The sequence below is a fragment of the uncultured Sphingobacterium sp. genome (genome assembly GCF_964277905.1).
GTDB lineage: Bacteria > Bacteroidota > Bacteroidia > Sphingobacteriales > Sphingobacteriaceae > Sphingobacterium > Sphingobacterium siyangense.
Genome location: NZ_CAXYKD010000012.1, coordinates 1 through 22,340 on the forward strand (window position 1 = coordinate 1; position 22,340 = coordinate 22,340).

Genomic DNA, 22,340 nt, shown 5'->3' on the forward strand with positions numbered 1-22,340 from the left:
TTAAAATATTGTGCAAAGATATGCAAAAAAGGTGGGTACTAAAATCTAAAACTGATGTCAAAATAACCAACAAACTGCGCGAGGAATTAAACATCAACACTGTATTGGCAGAGTTGCTCGTGAGCAGGGGAATTGAGACTTTTGACGAATCAAAGCAGTTTTTTAGACCTCAATTATCGGATTTGCACGATCCATTTTTGATGCGGGACATGGAGAAAGCCATCACCCGTATTATCCAAGCCATCGGCAACAAAGAAAAAATTCTGATCTATGGAGACTATGACGTAGACGGTACCACAGCGGTAGCCGTTGTTTATAGTTTTTTCAGGGAATTTCATAGCCAGCTGGAGTTTTATATACCAGACCGCTATGCCGAAGGTTATGGCATCTCTACACAAGGAATCGACTATGCCGCAGCAAATGGTTTCAGCTTAATTATTGCATTGGACTGCGGTATCAAAGCAGTCGATAAAATAGATTACGCAAATAGCAAAGGAATTGATTTTATCATTGGCGATCACCACCTTCCCGGTGAAGAACTTCCTAAAGCCTATGCCGTATTAGATCCCAAGCGTGCAGACTGTGAATATCCCTATAAAGAACTTTCAGGTTGTGGAATCGGCTTTAAGATTATTCAGGCTTTTATATTGACCAATGGCATGGATATCAATGCCTGCTATCAGTTTCTGGATCTTGTGGCCGTGAGTATCGCTTCGGACATTGTTCCGATTACCGGTGAAAATAGAATACTCAGCCACTTTGGCCTTATTAAACTTAATACGAATCCCTGCGTCGGACTAAAGGCACTGATTGACTTATCAAATAATCGAACGAAGATCTTTACAGTTAACGACATCGTGTTCCAGATCGGCCCACGCATTAATGCAGCGGGCAGAATAGACCATGCCAAAGACGCCGTCAAGCTTTTGATTTCCAAATCGCTACAAGAAGCCAAAGACTTCAGTTCGAGCATAGACGATCAAAATAATGTCCGTAAAGACTTTGATCTCAAAATAACAGAAGAAGCGCTGGCACTCATTGAGGACAATGCCCTACTTAAAAGCCGCAAATCCACGGTATTGTATAAAGCCGACTGGCACAAAGGTGTCATTGGGATTGTAGCTTCCCGCCTGACCGAAAAATATTACCGTCCGACGATTATATTGACCGAAACAAATGGTCATATTGCAGGCTCCTGCCGTTCGGTACTGGGTTTTGACTTGTATGAAGCCTTAAGCGAATGCGCCGATCTATTGGAACAATTTGGCGGTCATAAATATGCTGCCGGATTAACGATGTCCTTAGATAATGTCACCCTATTCCAAGATCGTTTTGAGGAAGTGGTATCGCGACGTATCAGTCCTGAAATGCTGACCCAAGAAATTTTGATCGATGCTAAGCTAGCGTTGAAAGATATCGATGCTAAGTTCTTCCGTATTCTCCAGCAGTTTGAACCTTTCGGCCCCCAAAATGAATCTCCTATTTTCCTCAGTAAAAAGGTAAATGCAGTAGGACAAGCTTTTATTGTAGGCACCAATCACCTCAAGATGACCGTTGTTCAAGAAGACTCTCCTTCATTTGACTGTATCGGTTTTGGACTGGCAGAACATATCACACATATCAATTCCGGACAAAGTTTCGACATCTGTTACAGCATTGAAGAGAATGTGTGGCGCAACAAAAGAAACTTACAGCTAAACATCAAAGGGATTAAGTATTAGTATTGCAATAGTAAGAAGATATTAAATATATTTACACAAGATTTGGTCAGGCATAAAACCCTCATACTGGATTAGATACCAGGCATGAAAGAACGGTGAGGGTTCTTAAGTAGTCCTATTGAACAGATACATATAACACAAGACACTCCACGAAGATGATTTTAAAGGCAGAACATCTCATAAAAAAATATAAGCAGCGCACCGTTGTCAACAATGTTTCCTTCCATGTGGAACAAGGAGAGATTGTCGGGTTATTGGGTCCCAATGGGGCAGGAAAAACGACCTCATTCTATATGATTGTTGGTCTTATCAAGCCCAATGAAGGCAAAGTATTCCTCGACGATCAGGAGATTACGCAGGATGCGATGTACCAACGTGCCCAACGTGGGATAGGTTACCTAGCCCAAGAAGCATCGGTCTTTCGGAAGCTCTCCGTAGAAAACAACATCCTGGCTGTATTAGAAATCCACTATCCAAATAAAGAAGAACGTTTGGCAAAACTGGAAGAACTACTCACAGAATTCAGCCTACACCGTGTCCGCAAAAACAGGGGTGATTTGTTATCCGGTGGTGAGCGTCGACGTACCGAAATTGCACGAGCATTAGCTGCAAATCCATCTTTTATACTTTTGGATGAACCTTTTGCAGGGGTTGACCCAATCGCCGTAGAAGAAATTCAGACGATCGTAGCCAAGCTCAAAACCCGTAATATCGGCATCTTAATTACCGACCACAACGTACAGGAAACCCTATCTATTACGGACAGGGCCTACCTCCTGACCGAAGGAAAGATTATGCTGACGGGTACACCTGAGGAAATTGCAGATAATGAGCTTGCCCGTAAATTTTATCTCGGTCGACATTTTGAATTAAGAAGGAAAAAATTTTAAAGATTAAAGAATCTCTCCCCCTATGGCCTTATTAAACTCCATTTTTACTTGGTTCATGAAAAAAAGAATTCACCAGATTGAACTTTTCATGAAATACCCACACGATGTACAAGAAGAATGGTTCCAGAGTTTAATTGCCACTGCTGAAGCTACAGAATGGGGAAAAAAATACGATTATACAAGTATATTAACGCCAGAAATCTTCAAAGAACGCGTCCCTATACAAGACTATGATGATATCAAGGGTTACGTTGACCGCATGATAAAAGGCGAACAGAATATCCTGTGGCCTTCTGATATCAAATGGTTTGCCAAGTCCTCAGGCACCACATCTGACCGTAGCAAATTTATTCCCGTTAGTGAGGAAGCACTCGAAGAGTGTCACTTCCAAGGCGGTAAAGATATGCTTACAATCTATTGTCATAATAGACCCGAAAACCGCGTATTTACTGGAAAATCTGTTGTTATTGGTGGTTCTTCACAAATCAACAATTTCAGTCCAGACTCCTACTACGGCGATCTCTCATCAATCCTCATCCGTAACCTTCCTTTCTGGGCAGAATTTAAGCGAACGCCCAATATGGAGGTTACTTTAAATCCAAACTTTGAAGAGAAAATTGAGCAGATTGCACAAATTACCCTCAAAGAAAACGTAACGAGCCTAGCTGGCGTACCGACATGGAATATTGTTATGGCCAAACGTATTCTTGAGATTACAGGCAAAGACAACCTCTTGGAGGTATGGCCAAATCTAGAGTTTTATGGGCATGGCGGAGTGAGCTTCAAACCTTATCGCGAGCAATTCCAAAAATTGATCCCTTCTGACAATATGTATTATCTAGAGAATTATAATGCCTCAGAAGGATATTTTGGTCTACAAGATCAATCGGATTCGGAAGATCTTCTGCTTATGCTAGATTATGGCATTTATTACGAATTCTTACCTACTGAGCGAATGCACGAAGAAAATCCGTCAACCTTACGTTTGGATCAGGTGGAGCTTGGCAAAAACTATGCATTGATCATTTCAACGAATGCTGGTTTGTGGCGTTATAAGATCGGAGATACCATCAAGTTTACGTCATTATCTCCTTATCGTTTTCAGATCTCCGGACGTACCAAACAATACATTAACACCTTTGGCGAAGAGGTTATTGTTGACAACGCTGAACAGGCCCTGGCCGAAGCGAGCAAGTTGACACAGGCACGTATAAGAGATTATACCGCTGGACCTGTGTATTTTAAAGATGCCGAAGCCGGAGCACATGAATGGGTGATAGAATTTGAACAACAACCCAATGATTTTAGGCGTTTTTGTGAAATATTGGATGCTAAACTCCGTGAAATCAATTCGGATTATGACGCCAAACGTTTTAAGAATATGGCCCTACGACCACCTATTGTACACAATGCACCCGAAAATACGTTCTATAAATGGATGAAATCAAGAGGTAAGCTAGGTGGACAAAATAAGGTTCCAAGATTGAGCAATAGTCGCGAATATCTCGACCCGCTGTTGAAAATACTAACCGAATAATACGGCGTACAGACTGAAAAATTCCGCACATTGACCGAATAATGGGGCGGTCTCCGGCTGGAGATTAGCCAAAATTTTTGGATTCCCTTATTTTGGCTAATCTCGTATTGCTGAATTTTGTTGTTTTAAAGAACTGCTGTAAGTTCGTCTAATTGGTAAGCTCAAGAAAGCTTAGACTATAATGGAGGTTTGTTAAGGTTTAATTGCCGTTTTATATAAAAAAACAAAAAAACCAAGGATAAAATTCATAGAAATACCTTTCTTCTGAACTTCAACTTCACCCTGTAACACTGAGCGATTATCGCCTGATGTTACTTCACTACTTTTGTTAAGACTGTGAGTCAATTCCATATTAAGTTTATTTTTATGATAAGTGATTTTATAGCGTTACTGCGGACCAAAAAGCCCATCTATATGGCCGCATTCTTTATGGCCAAACTTTATGCCATAATATGAAATCACGGTGTTAATTAATCAATAATTAACACATTTAATTATTAATACAGACCAACCAAGAAATATGAAGTGAAATTCTTCCATTTCAAAAAAAGTGTAGTAAAATAGGGAACAACTGTCCGAAATAAAAGGCATATCGAAGCGGGTAAATTATCCGGATACAGGTGCAACTTATATTTCATTTTTTTCCTAACTTAGCCTAAGTAATTAAAAAATAAGATGAACGCGACAGAGAACTATTCAATTCGCGTAGAGCCAACTCAAAATTCAAGACTCTCGCAAGTAGATTTCGACAATCTAAAATTCGGAAAGATTTTATCCGACCACATGCTGGTCGCAAACTATGATGACGGTGAATGGAAAGATGTCAGCATCGTCCCTTATGGAGATATCAGTATTAGTCCTTCAATGTCCGCTTTACATTATGGTCAAGCGATCTTTGAAGGTATCAAAGCTTATAAATTTGCAGACGGAACAGTGAGTATCTTCCGTCCGGACAGAAACTGGGAAAGATTCAACAAATCTGCCGCACGTCTTCAAATGCCAGAGGTACCTGAGGAGATTTTTATGGATGGCCTAAGCAAACTATTGGACATTGACCGTAACTGGATCCCGGCAAAAGAAGGTTCATCATTGTACATCCGTCCTTTTATGTTCGCAACAGAAGCAGCATTAGGTGTACACCCTTCAAAGTCATACAAATTTATCATTATCACTGGCCCTGTAGGCGCATATTATAGCAAAGCAATCAGCTTAAAAGTTGAGACCTACTATACGCGTGCAGCAGAAGGTGGTGTTGGTTTTTCTAAAAATGCAGGTAACTATGCATTATCGCTTTACCCTACACAATTGGCCAATGACGAAGGTTATGACCAAATTATGTGGACAGATGCTTCTGAACATAAATATATTGAAGAAGCAGGTACGGCAAACCTTATTTTCCGCATTGGAGATACGATTATTACACCACATGGTGATACAATCTTACACGGTGTAACACGCCGTACAATTATGGAATTGGCGGAGAAATGGGGTTATAAAGCCGAGCAGAGAAAGGTATCTATTCAAGAACTAATTGACGGTATTAAAGCCGGTACAGTAACTGAAGCTTTCGCTGCCGGTACTGCAGCCACCATTACGGATATCAGCCGTATCGGTTTTGAAGGACAAGATTACCACTTGCCACCGGTAGAGGGCCGCGAGTTTTCAAATCGTGTTTTGAATTACCTCAACGACTTGCGCTATGGCAAAGTAGAAGATCCATTCGGATGGAACTATTTAGTAAAGTAATTTCCAAAATGAAATAAAAAAGCCTTTGTTATTAATAACAAAGGCTTTTTTTATGGCCTATATACGTTATGCACGTTATGTATACCTTGAAAAGCGGTCTATAACCCTCGTTTGAACCTTCGCGGATAATGTCTAGTTCACTGCTGCTAGATCCTTAGGAATGCTCTCCATTCAGCTCCTTTTGAATAAAATCAATTATAGCGGATGTCTCCTGGGATTGAAACCAGTGCGTATTACCATATTTTTTAAACCATGTAATCTGTCGCTTGGCATAACGTCTCGAATTTTGTTTGATTTTCTCGGTCGCTTCTGTCAAAGACTGCTTGCCATCGAGATAATCAAACAACTCAGCGTAACCAACAGTGAGCAATGCAGGCTTCGTTCTGAAAGGAAGTAAAGCTTTCACTTCGTCCAGTAAGCCATTTTTCATCATCAAATCTACACGTAAATTGATCCTTTCATACAAGTTCGCCCGATCCATATTCAAGCCAATGGTAAGGATATCAAAAGGTCTTTTCTCGACATCTTTCTTATGGTAAAATGACATCGGTTTACCAGTCGCCTCAAAAACTTCAAGCGCCCGTACGACACGTTGCGGATTATCAATGTCTGCCGTTTCAAAATATGCAGGGTCAATACTTTTCAATCGATCTTTTAAGGCCTCCAATCCCAATACTGCAAGTTCATGATTAAGCCGCTCGCGCACTTCATCCCCCGCCTTGGGCAGATCATCCAATCCTTCGCACAGGGCCCGTACAAACAGGCCCGATCCACCTACCATAATTACGACGTCATGCAATTGAAATAGTTCTTCTAGTTTCAGTAAGGCCTCACGTTCAAAATCGCCTGCAGAATAATCCTGCGTGATGGAGTGTGAATCAATGAAATAATGAGGAGCAGCAGCAAGTTCCGCTGAATCTGGTTTAGCTGTACCAATAGACATTTCCCGATAGAACTGACGAGAATCAGCAGAAATTATCGCTGTTTTAAAATATTGCGCCAATGAAATAGCCATTGTAGTCTTACCAACAGCAGTTGGCCCCACAATGGCTATCAATGTTTTTTTATTTGCCATAATATAGCACTTCACAGGCTGAAAAGAACCTGTAAAGTCTTCTTAATTAATATTCGTCTTCGTAGCCGTTGGATTCTTCACGCTCTTCACCTTCTTCGCCCTCTTCCTCATCGTCACCATCACTGTCGAAGCCATCCAATTCGTCTTCATCATCGACGCCATATTGCGTATCGTCTTCCTCCACATAATCGTCCTCTTCAACCGAATCTGACACTGGAAAATTAGCCGCAGTCATAGTTTTGGGAACCTGCCCCATAGACTTAAACAGCGCCGGATAGTCCTTTCCATCCTCTTCCTTCAAGATCTTGATCAATTCAACCTGGAAATCATAAGGACGATCAAAATTGTAAACGTAGTAAAATTTCTGATGCGGATCATCAATAAACTTACTTAAACGGATATTCTCCATCAACAATACCTCAGCATCTTTTTTACGTTGTGTAGGCTTGAATGCAATCTCCGTTCCCTTTTTCCACTGATCATTGCTCACATAGAATGAGGAAGATGCATCCGCAGCATAACCTGTTGATTTATGGATTTCCTCATGTAGGTCTATAAATGTACTTTTAGAAGGCATGTCGATCTCACGATATACATCTTCATAATCCTCAAAAGTAACTCTAAATCTATAAATTGCCATCTCTGCTATTTTCTTCTTTTAACCCTCTAAAATTAATACTATATTTTAAGAATCGGAAATTTCCAATGGGATTTCTTGTTTGATCGTCAGGTTCATTTCCCCTGCTTTTTTTATCAAGAATTGATAAGCTTCTACCCTGGAATTTGGAATCTCGCCCTCCAGAATAGCCTCACGAATCAAATTTTTCAGCTGGCCTACAGTACGCCCTGGCGCTAAGCCAAATAGGACCATGATATCCTCTCCACTGATCGGCGGCTGCCAGTTTCGAACCTTGTCTCGCTCTTCGACATCCTTCAATTTTTGTTTGACAAGTTCAAAATTCTGACGATATTTTTTCTTTTTAAACTCATTTTTTGTAGTCACATCCGCATGGCATAGCATCATAAGGGCTTCAATATCATCCCCCGCCTCAAACAAGAGACGACGTACAGCAGAATCCGTTACGATATCCTGCGCCAAGACAATAGGCCGAAGATGCAATTGTACCAGTTTTTGAACAAATTTCATTTTCTCATGGAGCGGCAGCTTCAATTCAGCAAAAAGCTTTGGTACCATACGGGCTCCACGATCTTCGTGGCCATGAAACGTCCAGCCGAGCTTTTTATCGAAACGTTTTGTTGCCGGTTTAGCAATATCATGCATAATCGCCGCCCAACGTAACCAAAGGTCTTCAGACAATTCACATACATTATCCAGTACTTCCAACGTATGGTAGAAATTATCTTTATGGCCTTTGCCATCAATGACATCAACCCCGTGTAAATTATACATGGCCGGAAATATCAATTCCAGGAGACCAGTATCAAAAAGATATTTAAAACCGACTGACGGCTTAGGTGAGAGAATAATCTTATTGATTTCATCGATAATACGTTCTTTCGAGATAATCTTTATTCGCTCTTTGGTATCGCTAATCGCTTTGATCGCATCAATCGTGATTTTAAAATTTAGCTGTGTCGCAAAACGGATAGCCCGCATCATACGCAGTGGATCATCGGAAAACGTCTCTATCGGATCCAGAGGCGTTCGAATAACGCGCTGTTCAAGATCTTGCACGCCGTCAAATGGATCCACTAAAGTACCATAATCCGCTTTATTCAATGAAAACGCCATCGCGTTGATCGTAAAATCACGTCGATTTTGATCATCGGATAAGGTACCGTCTTCCACAATAGGCTTACGTGAATTGGCACGATAAGATTCCTTTCGGGCACCGACAAACTCCACATTGAGTCCTTCATAAACCAGCATTGCTGTACCAAAATTCTTATAGACAGCAACTTTAGTATGTAGCCTCTCACCCAATAAAGTCGCAAATTCAATGCCGCTGCCGACGACAACAATATCCACATCATTCTTAAAAGGCCGCTTCATAATATAGTCGCGAACATACCCTCCAATGACATAACATTCTGTATTTGTTGTCTCGGCGAGTTCCTTAATGATTGAAAAGATTGGATGTTGTAAATTATCGTACATAGTCAAAACAGCAGGTAAAAAACCAAACAGTTTGCAAAAGTAACAATTTTTTTCCCTAATCCCTATCTTTGGACAACTTACGGAAAGCAAGTGGATTTTTAAGTAATTCGGCTTGTTCACGACGGCGTTTTACAATATGTAAAGCCGAGAAAATTGCCTCTACAAAAGAGCTTTCAGAAGCTAAGTTTTTTCCAGCAATATCATAGCCTGTACCATGATCTGGCGAAGTACGTACGATAGGTAAACCAGCTGTAAAGTTTACACCGGCACCTTTGGCAATATGCTTAAAAGGGATTAACCCCTGGTCATGGTACATCGCGAGTACCGCATCGAATTTCTCATAAGCACCTTTTGCGAAGAATCCATCGGCAGGATATGGACCAAAGCAGAAGATCCCCTGTTCGTTTGCTTTTTCTACGGTAGGTCTAATGATCTGATCATCTTCGGTGCCAATAATCCCATGATCGCCAGCATGTGGATTTAGTCCCAAAACTGCGATCTTAGGCTTTTCAATCCAAAAATCTTTCTTCAACGAGTCATTCATCAGGGCTAGCTTTTTAAGAATAGCTTCTTCGGTAATATTAGCCGCAACCTCATGCAGTGGAATATGACCTGTTACCACACCAATACGCAATTCATCACAAACCATAAACATCAATACATCATCAGCCTCTACTTTGGCCTGCAGGTATTCGGTATGGCCCGGAAATTGAAATCCCTCCTGTTGAATATTATGCTTATTAATTGGGGCAGTCACTAAAGCATCAATTTTGCCGGCTTTCAGGTCCTCAACAGCTTTCTCCAACGAAAGGAAGGCATATTTACCGCCAATTTCGTTTTCTTCACCCAACGAAATCTTGACGTCTTCCTGCCAGCAATTGATCATATTTGCTCTTTTGGAATGCGCCTGCTCAGCATCATTGATCACGTTAAAACTAAAATCATTTACACCGATCGCTTTACGGTGAAAAGAAGCAACCTTTGTATTTCCGTAAACCACTGGCGTAAAGAAATCGCACATACGCTGATCTACCAAAGATTTAATGATGACTTCAAGTCCAATGCCGTTAATATCGCCTACGGTAATTCCGATTTTTAATTTATCGCTCATTCTATTTAAATGCTTTGATTCAAAAATAGGGATTTTTTTCTTAGAATGACTTTTCACTTATTTATTTTTTACTTTTGCAACATGAGCACAGTAAGAGCAAAAAAACATTTAGGACAGCATTTCTTGAACGATAAAAATGCTGCACAAAAGATTGTGGAAGCATTGGATCCTAAACTGAGTTTTAGCCAAGTGCTTGAAGTAGGTCCAGGAATGGGTGTACTTTCTGATTTTCTCTTGCAAAAAGAGGAATATGAAACCTATTTGATCGATGTGGATGACGAATCCATTGCTTATTTGGACGATAAATATCCCCAATTGGGTAAGCGATTGATCCACGGTGATTTCCTGAACCTTGACTTTTCACAGTATTTTGGTGAGAAAATGGCTGTCATTGGCAATTTCCCTTACAACATCTCCTCCCAGATTCTCTTTAAAATTTTGGATGAACGCCAACGTGTCGTTCAAATGACGGGTATGTTCCAGAAAGAAGTAGCCGAACGTTGTACAGCTAAGGCGGGCAGCAAGGAATATGGTATCTTGAGTGTCTTTTTACAGGCCTATTATAAAGTAGAATACCTTTTTACTGTAAAAGCAGGAGCTTTTAATCCACCGCCAAAAGTATTGTCGGGCGTTATCCGCATGACGCGCAATGACCGTGAACAATTGAATTGTGATGAAAAACTATTTTGGCGTGTTGTTAAAGCGGGCTTCAATCAACGTCGTAAAACCCTCCGTAACTCACTTTCGGGCGTTGTTCCCAAAGATAAAATGTCCGACAATCCACTGTACGAGCTACGCGCAGAACGATTGACAGTAGATGATTTTGTCGTTTTAACAAACGAAATAGCAAACAGCCTTTAATATGCATTCGACGGACAGCACATTTATTATCGTAGGCGGAGGTATCGCTGGATTATGTGCTGCAATAGGGCTTGCAAAAGTAGGTATTGAAGCACATGTCTATGAAAGCGCCAATGAACTCAAAGGCATAGGTGCTGGATTCGGGCTCGCAGCCAACGCCATGCAAGCTTTGGAACATCTCGGATTGAAGGATGAAATCGTTCCGATTGGGCATTACCTTGCATCTTATAATGTCTTGGATCAAAAGGGAAATATTCTTGTTGAACCAGACACCAGGTCAATCAGTCAAAAATATCAACAGGACAATTTCGCTATCCATCGGGCAGATCTGCATCAGTTTCTCTTATCCAAAATCCCCAATGGACAAGTTCATCTCGGCAAACGTGCCGTTTCCTTTGAACGAGAGGGAGAAGATATTCAAGTTTATTTCGCAGACGGAAGCCATGTACGCGGCCAAGCCCTTTTGATTGCCGATGGCGTACACTCAGCATTACGACAACAACTCATACCAGGCTCGGCACCTCGTTATTCAGGCTATACCTGTTGGCGGGCCACCATCGATAATAGCAGTATACAGCTCAGTAAAGGGACAGAAACCTGGGGCAGCAAAGGCCGGTTTGGGATGACCCCACTTGTCAATAACCGCATCTATTGGTACGCATGCATCAATACTGAGGCACAAAATCCGGTCTTAAAAAACTGGAAAACAAAGGAGCTCCTCGAAAATTTTAAAGATTATCATGCCACTATTCCAACGATTCTTTCGGAAACAAAGGATAGCGAGCTAATTGCAAATGACATCATTGACATCGAACCACTTCAGCAACTCGCTTTTGACAATATTCTATTATTGGGTGACGCTGGACATGCAACGACTCCCAACTTGGGCCAGGGAGCCTGTCAGGCTATTGAAGATGTTGCTGTTCTCGTGGATGAACTCCAGACCGCAGCTTCCGTTAATTTGGCTTTTCAAGGATTCGAAAAAAGAAGATTGGATCGGGTAAATTACATCTGTAATACTTCCTGGAGGATAGGAAAAATCGCACAATGGGAGAATCCATTCCTGATAAGAATGCGAAATTTTGGCATGAAAATAATGCCTAACCGCATGAAACAACAACAATTAAACAAATTATTATCTGTAGATTTTATGCAGATCAACCATAATCATGACGCTGGGATCTAAATCATCGTACTACACCACAACAGTATCCACTGATCAGTCCCACATAAAAAAATAACTGAATGAAAACTACCATTTTGATCGTCGACGACATTCATGAAATCATGCTTGAGAAATTTGAACAGGCAGGAATCGCGTTCCATTATCAACCGGATATCAGTCGGGAAGCGGCTGAAAAAATTATCAGCAATTACTCGGGGATGGTTATCCGTTCCAAATTTCAGGTAGATAAGGCTTTTTTTGACCTGGCACCAAACCTCCGCTTTATCGCCCGTGCTGGTGCAGGTATGGACAATATCGACGATACAGTTGCTGCGCAAAGAGATGTGCTGTTAATTCCGGCCAATGAAGGCAATCGGGATGCTGTAGGTGAACATATGATCGGTATGTTGCTCAGTCTAATGAACAATCTGAATCGGGGTGACCAACAAATACGATCTGGCCAGTGGTTGCGTGAAGCCAATCGTGGATACGAACTTAAGGGACGTACTGTAGGCTTGATCGGCTATGGGCACAATGGTATGGCTATGGCAAAAAAACTATCCGGTTTTGATGTACAGGTGCTTGCCTATGATAAATATCGAATCGACTACGCCGATCAATATGCATCAGCAGCAGACATGGAAAAGATCTGCAAAGAAGCCGATGTGATCAGTTTCCATATCCCCTTAACGGATGAAACAAAGGGGATGATTGATGTGGATTATCTGGCTAAATTTGAAAAACCTATTTTCTTTTTACTGGGGGCACGAGGCGGTATTGTACAAGTACCCGCAGTGCTTAGCGGCCTTGATTCAGGTTCCATTATCGGAGCAGCATTTGATGTATTGCCCGTAGAAAAATTCCCAAAACTCGCTGAACAGAACTGGTATGCAGATCTTATCGGTAGAGACAATGTGATCTTATCTCCACATGTTGCCGGATGGACATTCGAAAGTTATTATAAATTATCGGAAGTGGCTGCCGATAAGATCATCGCCTTTCTGACAACTTAATTTTTACAAAGAGCTATTTGCCAAAATCTCCAATCAATCAATCAATCAATCAATCAATCAATCAATCAATCAATCAATCAATCAATCAATCAATCAATCAATCAATCAATCTCCTCCTATCCATACACGCTTAGGAGGTTAAAGTAACCTATTGCTCTTGAAACGTATAAAAAATCAGGTTCCGGCACTAAAGATACCGATAACAACAACAATCAGAAACTGAAGCACCAAGCTACCGTCAAGTAGATAAGCATAGTGATAATGATCTTTTGTTTTGAAAACGGCCAATTTTAGCAAAGCAAATATGAGCACGTTGGTCAGAATCAATCCAATTTTAATAGGTATCGTATAAGGTACCGTCAGGATCAAAACACAATGGAGGCCCAACAGCCCATAAGTTAGATTTTTAGCTTTTTGTTCGCCCAGCATATTGGGCAAAGTCCGCAGGTGATAATAGGAATCCTGTTGGATATCCCGAATATCAAAAGGCAGGGTACAGATAATCAAAAATATGAACTTCAATCCGCAGAGCGCAATAAAAACCCACTGATCTATTTTGACACCGACGTTGGCCAGTTCCACATAGGGAAGCACCACACTGCTGCAGACCCAAACTAGGGCAATATGAAAAATCTTGGCCCCGGGTATCTGTCGAAGGCCCACTTTGCGGTCACGGAAGGTAAACAGGGGCATTCCGTATAACAAACTCAGGATTCCAATAAAACCCAAAAACAAAAAAGAGTACACATGAATATACCACAAGCAATAACCGAGCACAAGCAAAGCGATACCATTGTTTAACCACATGACCCATTCATGATTAAAGATCCAGCGTGTCCGCGGGAATTTTGATTCTTTTGGGTTCTTCGGTTTGGACCACCACAGGCTAAAATTATAAAGCAACAAAGTCGCTGTTCCTTCCACTAAAACAATATACCAATTGATAGGTCGTTCAAATATGATATAAGTCAGCGCACATTGTGCCATGGCCGCCATGGCGATCAGAAGATTTGTATAGATTGTAATATAGAATAGCTTTCTTAGAAAAGACATCTTGGTAAATCTTGATGCAAGATAACAATCTTATAGATAAAAGTAGTTTAACATTATATTAAACATCAATTTTTTGATAAAATGGGCAAAAACCGCTAAATTGTACACCGAAATCGAAATATCAAAAACAATTTCGCAACGATAACAATATAAATTAAAATAATTCATAATAATCCTAATAACGATGAGCCTACAAATAAAATCATTTGAAGAATATCAAAGTGAATATAAGCGAAGTGTAGAACAACCTGAGGAGTTTTGGGCGAGCATTGCAGATCATTTTTTCTGGAAGAGAAAATGGAATAAAGTGCTGAGCTGGAACTTTGAGGAACCCAATGTCAAATGGTTTGAGGGTGCTAAATTAAATATTACAGAAAACTGTCTTGATCGCCATATTTATGCTAATGGTGATAAACCAGCCATCATCTGGGAACCTAACGATCCAAATGAAGCGCACCGCATTCTTTCCTATAAGCAATTACTACAAAAGGTAGAGCAATTTGCCAACGTACTTAAAAATAATAACATCAAAAAAGGAGACCGGGTATGTATTTACTTACCAATGGTTCCTGAATTGGTTATCGCTGTATTAGCCTGTGCCCGTATCGGCGCTATCCACTCGGTGGTGTTTGGAGGCTTTTCAGCGCGTTCGATCGCGGATCGTATCGTCGATGCGGAATGCAAACTGATCGTTACTTCAGATGGTAGTTACCGTGGTAATAAAACCATTGGTTTAAAAAACATTGTGGATGATGCTTTAATGCAATGTGACACTGTTGAAAAAGTAATTGTCTTAACACGTACACGTACACCGGTATCGATGATCAAAGGACGCGATGTATGGTGGGAAGATGAGATCAAAAAAGTAGAAACACAAGGAAATCCAGCATGTCCAGCAGAAGAGATGGATGCGGAAGACAACTTATTCATCCTTTATACATCGGGATCCACAGGTAAGCCTAAAGGTGTAGTACATACCTGTGGCGGTTATATGGTGTATACAGGCTATACCTTTATGAATACGTTCCAATATAAGCCAAACGATGTATTTTTCTGTACAGCAGATATTGGCTGGATTACAGGACACAGTTATATCGTCTACGGGCCATTATCACAAGGAGCTACTTCTTTAATGTTTGAGGGTATTCCAACCTTCCCGGATGCGAGCCGTTATTGGGACATTGTTGATAAGTTCAACGTCAATATTATCTATACATCCCCTACTGCATTGCGCTCATTGATGGCTTTTGGTGACGAATTTGTCGACAAGAACAACCTTTCCTCTTTGCGTGTTTTGGGATCTGTAGGTGAGCCAATCAACGAAGAAGCCTGGAACTGGTTTAATGAGAAAGTTGGTAAAAAGAATTGTCCTGTTGTTGATACCTATTGGCAGACAGAAAATGGAGGCCACTTGATCACTTCATTGGCGGGAGTAACACCGGAAAAAGCAAGTTATGCGATGTTCCCGATGCCGGGCATTCAACCCGCTTTGATGGATGAGAATGGAAAAGAAATCGAAGGCAATGATGTCACAGGAAACCTATGTATCAAGTTCCCTTGGCCAGGTATGCTACGTACGACATGGGGGGATCATGACAGATGTCGTCAAACCTATTTCTCGACCTATAAGGATATGTATTTTACAGGCGACGGGTGTTTCCGTAGTCCAGAAGGCTATTATAAAATCACAGGCCGTGTAGATGATGTATTGAACGTTTCAGGTCACCGCATTGGTACAGCAGAAGTGGAAAATGCCATCAATATGCACGCTGACGTTGTTGAATCTGCCATTGTCGGATATCCGCACCCAGTAAAAGGCCAGGGTATCTATGCTTATGTCATTGCGAATCACCATACCGATGCAGAAGCAACCAGAAAGGATATCATGGAAACCGTTTCACGTATTATCGGTCCAATTGCTAAACCAGACATTATCCAATTTGTTGATGATCTACCAAAAACACGTTCAGGAAAGATCATGCGTCGTATCTTACGCAAGATTGCCGAAGACGATATCGCCAATGTAGGAGATACTTCAACACTTCAGGATCCTGCCGTTGTAGAAGGAATCATCAAAGGCGCTGCGGCTTTGAGAAAATAGTCTATCTTAAATATTTTATATCTAAAAAGGGCTTTCCAAAAAATTGGAAAGCCCTTTTTAGATATTTTACCATTATCCCGCTAGAATTTCATTTCAAATATGCGAGAGATTACATTTAATATCTCCTTATTTAATGCTATCTAAACAGTTCTATCGCGATGTGTTCAAGCGGATTGGGAGCGAATACTTCACATTTAGTTTCTCTCCACGTTGTATTCCGGGCTTCCATTTGCCTGCTTTTTTTATAACACGGATTCCTTCCTCCCCTGTTCCAAAACCTAAATCTTTCCTTACTACCGGATCTTTTATGTTACCATCTTTGTCTATCACAAACGCTATCATGACCACACCAGACACCTGATTACTAATCGCGTCCTTTGGGTAGACATAATTGCTCGCTATAAAGCCCATCAGTCTAGAAATTCCACCGGGGTAATCAGGCGGACTCATAAAGTTAGACGAATCATATTTAAAAACCTCTCCGTCAACCTTTGTTTTAGTCCCTGACACTAATTGATTATTCGAGTACGTTTCAACAAAGCTATCCTTTCCCATCTTTCCTTTCCATTCACCTTCGCGCAAATTATTTTTCATTTGTCCCTCTTCATAACTCCACCCATAATTTAGCCGAATAAATCCGTTCCCATTTTCCAACGTTTTGTTGTTAAAAGAATCATAGTACAGAACATAAATGGGATCTTCTATTTTCAGTTTTCCTTTTTTATCGAGACTACTCGGATAAAAAACAATCTTCTCCAATTTATTCCCTGGATACAGATAAAAAGCAGAATCTATAAGAGCACTTTCGTCGCTGTAGTTTTCTAAGCTTTTTAACGTTCCCTGTTCATAAAATTCGTACTTTCGCCCGCGAAATTTAAATGGATAAAGCGCATTTGTACTGATGCCACTGAGTTTGATCGAATCATTGCGCGTGTAAAACTCCTCTACACGATAAACTTTATCCTTTCCCGATGCATCAACATGAATTGTCCGCATATAATAGGCCGAATCCGCTTGTTTTGTTTCATCGCCATCTTTCTTATGATAACTTGTAAAAGAAACCTGAGCATAAAGATTTGATAAGAAAAAATTGAATAACAAAAAACAGACGGTTGAGCCCCAAAAATGTAAATAATACTTCATAATAATTGATAATAATAACAAATATCCTGGTTAAATAAAAAATTAATCGATTAAATAATACTTATTTCTATTTATGGTCAACATCATGCTGTAAAATCAAGTTTTCCACATGATGTTAATAAGATTGTTAATAACCCAACTTGTCACCAAAATTGAGGACTTCATTTATTCACAGAACTTCATTTTAGTCTTCACTATAGGAACGGAAGAACAACTACACTCCAAAAACACAATCAGTCTTTTTGAGCGGACCATCAATCAAGGATTGGCATCTAACCGAATTGGCATCGTGAACATTACACCGATAGGCTCTCCACGCTGTATTCCCGGTTTCCATCTTTCGGCCATTTTTAACACACGAATACCCTCCTCGCCCGTACCAAAGCCCAAGTCTTTTTTCACAACAATATCTTCTAAATATCCTTCCTTATTCACAACAAAACTAATTTCCAATACTCCCTTAACATTATTTCGTTTAGCTTCTTTAGGCCATTTATAATGTCTAGAAACAAAGTTCATCAATTTTGGCATTCCTCTTGGGTAAACGGGATCAACCCAATAGGTCGTTGAATCATAGCTAATGGTCGTTCCATTTTCTTTGGTTTTGACACCAAAGAGCAGCTTGCCTCGCGCAAAGACCTCGGTAATTGGCAGCTTAGACATTATACCCTCCCATTTACCTTCACGTCGGTAATTTTCCATTTCTCCCTGTAGGTAATCGTCATGATCATACTCAATGCGAATAAAACCGTTTCCATTTTCAAGAGTCTTATTGCCTAACGAATCGTAATGTGCGATATAATATGCGACACCGCCCTTTATTTTATCGTTAAATGGGTAATGTGAAATTGTTCTTAACTTCCCATTCGGATACCAGTAAAATGCTGAATCAACACGTACATTTTCTGAATTAAAATTTTCTAGACTTCGCTTTTCACCATTGAAATAAAACTCCTCCAGCCTCCCAAAGAATTTTAAAATAATACCTGTATCCTGCACTGTTCCATTTAGCTTAATGGTATTATTCGGTAAATAATGCTCTACGATCTTAAAGTATGACATAGGCTGATCTGTCATATGAACTATGGTTCTGGAAAAAAAGGCTGAATCCTTTAGTTTGGTTTCTCGCCCTGCCTTTGTATAGTATGCTGTTCTCTCAACCTGAGCACTAGCATTAAATATAAATAGATTGAATAGCAAATAACAAATCAGCTTTGCCGCTAAATACAAGTTGGATTTCATAAAATTTGTTAATAGTATTGCAATAATAACAAATGGAGCAGCCAAACAAGAAATAAGCAGGTTAATTAATTATTACTTATTACAACTATCGCTGCAATTGAGGAAACTAGGTTATCAACATAATGTTAATAACTCTGTTGATAACTTAAAAACGTTACTCATGTAAGTAATAAAGCCATTTCAGATTCGCTAAGAGATTGTGAAACAAAAAAAGCCACATCATCCCGACGTGGCTAAAATAAACATATGAATTTAATTAAACAGTTTCTATTTATAGGAGTTTACAGAACTTGCAACCTTCCAGGTTCCCGATTCATTGATCAATGTAACCAAATCTGTTTTCGTGAAATCCTCAAAATTCATAGTGATACGTGCCACCATATAGTTTTCAGATTCCTCGAGTACTTCAGTACTTGTGCTGCAATTCAATTTTTCACCTTTTTGCTTTTTCAGGAACGAAATGACTTCTGAACGGCTATTGGTGCGTGCAGCTTTTCCCTGAACTTTTTGATTGAATTCGGATGCGAACAATTTTTCTACACCCTGAGATGCGCCTTCTGTCATTACCGATACATAGCTATCGATGGCCAAATCGGCTGTGGAAAGGTTCAATGCTTTACCAGGGTCAGCTGCTGCCATTGCGAAAGTTGATAGTGTAATCAATGCTGCTGCTGCGAATGTCTTTACTAAAGTTTTCATAATTGCTATACTTTATATTGTTAGTTTTTTATCTCTTTTCTTATTGTCGCAAGGATATTGATTTTGTTGCATCATTTCCTTTAAGATTCTGATTCAAAAGTAAGACAACGCGGCATCCCATTTTATTACATTTAGATCAACGGAATAAAAAAGTCGGTAAATGGAGGTAAAGGAGCGGTAAATGGATATCCGCTCCGGTAGGAAAAAATATACGTAAAGATTAATATCACTTTTATAACTGGAAAGCAGCTAGAATAGTTGCAGGCGTACAATCAACTTCATTGAGCACATTGCACCGTCGGCCATCTTTATAAAGATATATGATCGTAAATCCAACCAGGATGGGTGTACCAACAAATTCGTTGCATGGAATGCTGATCATCTTGGCCGGAATTGGATCCTGTCCATAGACGATATCAATTTCCCATTCTTCATCCTTTACCTCAGTGAACTCCCTTTCTTTGAAATTGAAAGAAAAGGTATGGAATTTAAAGGCGATAGCATTACAATCTTTGGGTATCAGCAATGCTCGGTTAATGTGAAATATTGGAAATGATATTTCGATCTGATTCTCATCGGTTAGGCTAACTGTTGGATCGATATTCAGTGCATCCTGCATATGGAAATTTTCATTGAATTGGAAATTCACCAATCTGTCGAGCTTACAGTTGTTTAGGCAAAGTGTTCCCCTATCGTCATTGATATTTGTCTTCATTGCCCTATAAATCTGTCTATTCAAGCGATTGCCCATTTGTCCATCATGCAGTGCCTGATGCACTAAGCCAAAAGCCTGCCTAATTGCAGCGCCTGCGCGACTTGCCTGTCCAAAATCTTTACCAGCATTCTTCGTGTCGACGTTTTGTTTTACACGGTGTGGTTTACCTTGAATGTAGTTCTTTGTTCCTACCTTTCTGCTTACCAGTGGGCCAACCAGTCCACGGATATAGCCATTATCATTTATTCCCATACAATAAATATACCACCAAAACGACCCTATGTCAAGTATCTTGTTCATTTTTAAGGATTTCGGAAGCTGCAGCAAATAGCAATTATAAATTTGAAAATTTAGTGATACCTTTTTGGGGATTAGTTATAACCAACTCCTAACCACCTTCTAATTGCAAGCAAGATGCAAACAGGATGTCTGTACAGTGAAAGCACCCTTAAAAGGTGGACTCAACGTGGACTCACTGTGCACACAAGGTGGTTACAGTACGGAGTTGATCGCAGGTTGGTGTAGAGTTGGTGCCAAGAAAATATGATTATTTGCGTCGAGCGACTGTGTTAAACTTTGAGAATAATGTAATCACGATAGAGCTTGATATAGCCCCCACGAACAAGGAATCGGGAATGGACGATTTCTCATCTAGGAAATAGTATACAGCAGCTGCTATTGAAAAGCAGACGATGAAGGACAATATTAAAACAAGTATAAATTTGCTTTTCATTGGTCAAGGGTTAATATAGTACAACTTAATATACAAAAACATTTAATATCCAAAGAGAAATTTATTTAATTTATACAATTAATCCATTTCGATAAAAAGAAACCTATTTAGCAACTCTGGATTGATAACGTTTTCCATAATGTTGTTAACAATTTGTGGAAAACTGCGAACGCATCAAATTTTAAACAAAATATAAGACGATATACTAGATTCGACCAAAAGTTTTTTACGATGTAAATAAGAGATACATATTATTGTTTATTCAGCATTCGAATAAAGCTACCATTTGCATAGTCGAGTTTCTGCGTATAGTAGTTTGTTTCAGGGCCTGCTACCAACACACCTCCTATTGCACCTAGCAACACCGAAGCTACAACAACATTGGTTGCAGATGCAGTTTCCACAACGGGGCCTACAAAAATAAAATCATCATCTTCCTTGATTAAAGCATAAAACTGATCCTGACTTGAAATAAAAGGATTACCAGCATGCACTACTGCATAATAATCTTTCGGGTTTACCTTTTTCAGTTTCCCTTTTTCATTCTCCTTAAAGAAGCCTAAGTTTAAATCGCCCTCTCTTAATTGGGCCTGCCCTCCTGATGGTGTTTGAAGGGCAAATTCTTCGTAGGTCAGATATAACCCATCTTTATATGTTTCCGTGTTATAAAGTGCCAATTGTTTCTTTTGAATATCGTCGTAATGTTCGATTTCGCTGAAACTGTAGCTTTTTGTCGTGTCGCCGCTTTTGGTTAAAGCGTCAAAAATCAGGTTATTGACCACCTCGCTGGCGCGTGCCAAAGTCGCTTTCGTTACATCCATCCCTTTAACGACGATAGCTGTATCAACTCGGGCCAGCTGTAAATATTCTCCATTAGCCTCTTTTGAGAATAAGATTGCTCTAAAATCCAAAAATCCCTTTTCAGAAAAAGCTCCCGTCAATTCCGCTATGCAGAATTTTTCCAACCGCATCAGCAATTCACCATTGCCGTTACGACCGGTTATTTGTTCCAATTGGCTCTGCAACTGTTTTTCCAATGATGGCTCCGCCACCAACAACCGGTTTGCGTTCATCATACCGACCTGTATGACGCCGAGATTATCTTTTATCTCTCTTGCGTCGTATAGATTTATTTTGCCATACTTAGCGTTCTCGACGATCTTATGTGGTTTCGTAAATAGAAACGCTCTGGTCTTTTGTTGCGCTTGCACTGCAACAGCCTTTATAAGAATAATGAATAGGAGGAAAATAATCCGTTTCATGGTAATTAAATTTCAGAAAATAGGTTTCGCTAAGTTATCGCATTATTTGCTTTTCTGCAACACCTATACTTCTTTATGGATCATACACTTTCTCTCCTATTCACCATCTATATGTTTTACAGCAAATTCAAGTAGGGCATTCAAAAAAGTATAA

The 22,340-nt window shown here is 40.0% G+C and carries 19 protein-coding genes; 8 read left to right on the plus strand and 11 right to left on the minus strand.

Annotation, left to right across the window (positions count from 1 at the left end; translation table 11 throughout):
• Positions 1–20: 20 nt before the first annotated feature.
• The 3 genes from recJ (at position 21) to ACHWSC_RS07160 (ending at position 4,148) form a co-directional block, all read left to right on the plus strand.
• The gene (recJ, locus tag ACHWSC_RS07150) at positions 21–1,721 is read left to right on the plus strand and encodes a single-stranded-DNA-specific exonuclease RecJ (RefSeq protein WP_070560747.1); all 1,701 of its coding nucleotides are present in this window, start codon (positions 21–23) and stop codon (positions 1,719–1,721) included.
• Between the two features lie 155 nt (positions 1,722–1,876).
• Positions 1,877–2,611 carry an LPS export ABC transporter ATP-binding protein gene (gene lptB / locus ACHWSC_RS07155; RefSeq protein WP_028072074.1) on the plus strand — a complete coding sequence of 245 codons (735 nt, stop codon included), beginning with the start codon at positions 1,877–1,879 and terminating at the stop codon, positions 2,609–2,611.
• 22 nt (positions 2,612–2,633) lie between these two features.
• Entirely contained in the window at positions 2,634–4,148 is a 1,515-nt protein-coding gene (locus ACHWSC_RS07160; RefSeq protein WP_394676307.1) for a GH3 auxin-responsive promoter family protein, read from the plus strand.
• Positions 4,149–4,340: 192 nt separating this feature from the next.
• Here the strand turns inward: ACHWSC_RS07160 and ACHWSC_RS07165 are convergent, their stop codons facing one another.
• On the minus strand, positions 4,341–4,499 hold the full coding sequence (locus ACHWSC_RS07165) for a hypothetical protein (RefSeq protein WP_157698580.1): 159 nt from the start codon (positions 4,497–4,499) through the stop codon (positions 4,341–4,343).
• Positions 4,500–4,823: 324 nt separating this feature from the next.
• Between ACHWSC_RS07165 and ACHWSC_RS07170 the strand changes: the two genes are divergently transcribed.
• A complete protein-coding gene (locus tag ACHWSC_RS07170) occupies positions 4,824–5,894 on the plus strand; it encodes a branched-chain amino acid aminotransferase (protein ID WP_046672808.1) in 1,071 nt (356 codons plus the stop codon).
• Positions 5,895–6,048: 154 nt separating this feature from the next.
• Here the strand turns inward: ACHWSC_RS07170 and miaA are convergent, their stop codons facing one another.
• The 4 genes from miaA to pdxA are packed head-to-tail and all read right to left on the minus strand — an operon-like array spanning position 6,049 to position 10,199.
• A complete protein-coding gene (gene miaA / locus ACHWSC_RS07175) occupies positions 6,049–6,969 on the minus strand; it encodes a tRNA (adenosine(37)-N6)-dimethylallyltransferase MiaA (RefSeq protein WP_394676308.1) in 921 nt (306 codons plus the stop codon).
• Between the two features lie 46 nt (positions 6,970–7,015).
• Positions 7,016–7,609 (minus strand): hypothetical protein, encoded by a 594-nt coding sequence (locus tag ACHWSC_RS07180; protein WP_070560757.1) that lies wholly within the window; start codon positions 7,607–7,609, stop codon positions 7,016–7,018.
• Positions 7,610–7,654: 45 nt separating this feature from the next.
• Entirely contained in the window at positions 7,655–9,088 is a 1,434-nt protein-coding gene (locus tag ACHWSC_RS07185; RefSeq protein ID WP_394676309.1) for a CCA tRNA nucleotidyltransferase, read from the minus strand.
• A 55-nt stretch (positions 9,089–9,143) separates the two neighbouring features.
• Positions 9,144–10,199: a 4-hydroxythreonine-4-phosphate dehydrogenase PdxA gene (gene pdxA, locus ACHWSC_RS07190; protein WP_070560760.1), complete on the minus strand. Its 1,056-nt coding sequence runs from the start codon at positions 10,197–10,199 to the stop codon at positions 9,144–9,146.
• An 81-nt stretch (positions 10,200–10,280) separates the two neighbouring features.
• On the opposite strand from pdxA, the gene rsmA reads away from it, so the two are divergent.
• The 3 genes from rsmA to ACHWSC_RS07205 are packed head-to-tail and all read left to right on the plus strand — an operon-like array spanning position 10,281 to position 13,238.
• Entirely contained in the window at positions 10,281–11,060 is a 780-nt protein-coding gene (gene rsmA, locus ACHWSC_RS07195) for a 16S rRNA (adenine(1518)-N(6)/adenine(1519)-N(6))-dimethyltransferase RsmA (RefSeq protein ID WP_394676310.1), read from the plus strand.
• Position 11,061: 1 nt separating this feature from the next.
• On the plus strand, positions 11,062–12,246 hold the full coding sequence (locus ACHWSC_RS07200; protein ID WP_394676311.1) for an FAD-dependent monooxygenase: 1,185 nt from the start codon (positions 11,062–11,064) through the stop codon (positions 12,244–12,246).
• Between the two features lie 59 nt (positions 12,247–12,305).
• Positions 12,306–13,238 (plus strand): NAD(P)-dependent oxidoreductase, encoded by a 933-nt coding sequence (locus ACHWSC_RS07205; protein ID WP_394676312.1) that lies wholly within the window; start codon positions 12,306–12,308, stop codon positions 13,236–13,238.
• Between the two features lie 174 nt (positions 13,239–13,412).
• Here ACHWSC_RS07205 and ACHWSC_RS07210 read toward each other — a convergent pair whose 3' ends face one another.
• On the minus strand, positions 13,413–14,291 hold the full coding sequence (locus ACHWSC_RS07210) for a hypothetical protein (protein WP_145329921.1): 879 nt from the start codon (positions 14,289–14,291) through the stop codon (positions 13,413–13,415).
• A gap of 184 nt (positions 14,292–14,475) precedes the next feature.
• On the opposite strand from ACHWSC_RS07210, the gene acs reads away from it, so the two are divergent.
• On the plus strand, positions 14,476–16,392 hold the full coding sequence (acs, locus tag ACHWSC_RS07215) for an acetate--CoA ligase (RefSeq protein WP_394676313.1): 1,917 nt from the start codon (positions 14,476–14,478) through the stop codon (positions 16,390–16,392).
• 150 nt (positions 16,393–16,542) lie between these two features.
• Here the strand turns inward: acs and ACHWSC_RS07220 are convergent, their stop codons facing one another.
• From ACHWSC_RS07220 to ACHWSC_RS07240, 5 genes are all read right to left on the minus strand, one after another.
• Positions 16,543–17,535, minus strand: coding sequence for an energy transducer TonB (locus tag ACHWSC_RS07220; RefSeq protein WP_394676314.1), 993 nt, complete (start codon positions 17,533–17,535; stop codon positions 16,543–16,545).
• A gap of 258 nt (positions 17,536–17,793) precedes the next feature.
• A complete protein-coding gene (locus ACHWSC_RS07225) occupies positions 17,794–18,612 on the minus strand; it encodes an energy transducer TonB (RefSeq protein ID WP_394676315.1) in 819 nt (272 codons plus the stop codon).
• Positions 18,613–19,044: 432 nt separating this feature from the next.
• Positions 19,045–19,476 carry a nuclear transport factor 2 family protein gene (locus ACHWSC_RS07230; protein WP_394676316.1) on the minus strand — a complete coding sequence of 144 codons (432 nt, stop codon included), beginning with the start codon at positions 19,474–19,476 and terminating at the stop codon, positions 19,045–19,047.
• 232 nt (positions 19,477–19,708) lie between these two features.
• Entirely contained in the window at positions 19,709–20,491 is a 783-nt protein-coding gene (locus tag ACHWSC_RS07235) for a hypothetical protein (RefSeq protein ID WP_394676317.1), read from the minus strand.
• A 684-nt stretch (positions 20,492–21,175) separates the two neighbouring features.
• Complete coding sequence (locus tag ACHWSC_RS07240) at positions 21,176–22,186, minus strand: hypothetical protein (RefSeq protein ID WP_394676318.1); 1,011 nt, start codon at positions 22,184–22,186, stop codon at positions 21,176–21,178.
• Positions 22,187–22,340: the final 154 nt, after the last annotated feature.

What these genes read in the sequence shown, in the direction of transcription:
- miaA (WP_394676308.1), bottom strand. Translation starts at nt 6,969, where the DNA reads ATGGCAAATAAAAAAACATTGATAGCCATTGTGGGGCCAACTGCTGTT.
- ACHWSC_RS07165 (WP_157698580.1), bottom strand. Translation starts at nt 4,499, where the DNA reads ATGGAATTGACTCACAGTCTTAACAAAAGTAGTGAAGTAACATCAGGC.
- ACHWSC_RS07160 (WP_394676307.1), top strand. Translation starts at nt 2,634, where the DNA reads ATGGCCTTATTAAACTCCATTTTTACTTGGTTCATGAAAAAAAGAATT.
- rsmA (WP_394676310.1), top strand. Translation starts at nt 10,281, where the DNA reads ATGAGCACAGTAAGAGCAAAAAAACATTTAGGACAGCATTTCTTGAAC.
- ACHWSC_RS07225 (WP_394676315.1), bottom strand. Translation starts at nt 18,612, where the DNA reads ATGACAGATCAGCCTATGTCATACTTTAAGATCGTAGAGCATTATTTA.
- ACHWSC_RS07210 (WP_145329921.1), bottom strand. Translation starts at nt 14,291, where the DNA reads ATGTCTTTTCTAAGAAAGCTATTCTATATTACAATCTATACAAATCTT.
- ACHWSC_RS07170 (WP_046672808.1), top strand. Translation starts at nt 4,824, where the DNA reads ATGAACGCGACAGAGAACTATTCAATTCGCGTAGAGCCAACTCAAAAT.
- ACHWSC_RS07230 (WP_394676316.1), bottom strand. Translation starts at nt 19,476, where the DNA reads ATGAAAACTTTAGTAAAGACATTCGCAGCAGCAGCATTGATTACACTA.
- ACHWSC_RS07180 (WP_070560757.1), bottom strand. Translation starts at nt 7,609, where the DNA reads ATGGCAATTTATAGATTTAGAGTTACTTTTGAGGATTATGAAGATGTA.
- ACHWSC_RS07205 (WP_394676312.1), top strand. Translation starts at nt 12,306, where the DNA reads ATGAAAACTACCATTTTGATCGTCGACGACATTCATGAAATCATGCTT.
- ACHWSC_RS07185 (WP_394676309.1), bottom strand. Translation starts at nt 9,088, where the DNA reads ATGTACGATAATTTACAACATCCAATCTTTTCAATCATTAAGGAACTC.
- ACHWSC_RS07240 (WP_394676318.1), bottom strand. Translation starts at nt 22,186, where the DNA reads ATGAAACGGATTATTTTCCTCCTATTCATTATTCTTATAAAGGCTGTT.
- ACHWSC_RS07235 (WP_394676317.1), bottom strand. Translation starts at nt 20,491, where the DNA reads ATGAACAAGATACTTGACATAGGGTCGTTTTGGTGGTATATTTATTGT.
- lptB (WP_028072074.1), top strand. Translation starts at nt 1,877, where the DNA reads ATGATTTTAAAGGCAGAACATCTCATAAAAAAATATAAGCAGCGCACC.
- acs (WP_394676313.1), top strand. Translation starts at nt 14,476, where the DNA reads ATGAGCCTACAAATAAAATCATTTGAAGAATATCAAAGTGAATATAAG.
- ACHWSC_RS07200 (WP_394676311.1), top strand. Translation starts at nt 11,062, where the DNA reads ATGCATTCGACGGACAGCACATTTATTATCGTAGGCGGAGGTATCGCT.
- pdxA (WP_070560760.1), bottom strand. Translation starts at nt 10,199, where the DNA reads ATGAGCGATAAATTAAAAATCGGAATTACCGTAGGCGATATTAACGGC.
- recJ (WP_070560747.1), top strand. Translation starts at nt 21, where the DNA reads ATGCAAAAAAGGTGGGTACTAAAATCTAAAACTGATGTCAAAATAACC.
- ACHWSC_RS07220 (WP_394676314.1), bottom strand. Translation starts at nt 17,535, where the DNA reads ATGAAGTATTATTTACATTTTTGGGGCTCAACCGTCTGTTTTTTGTTA.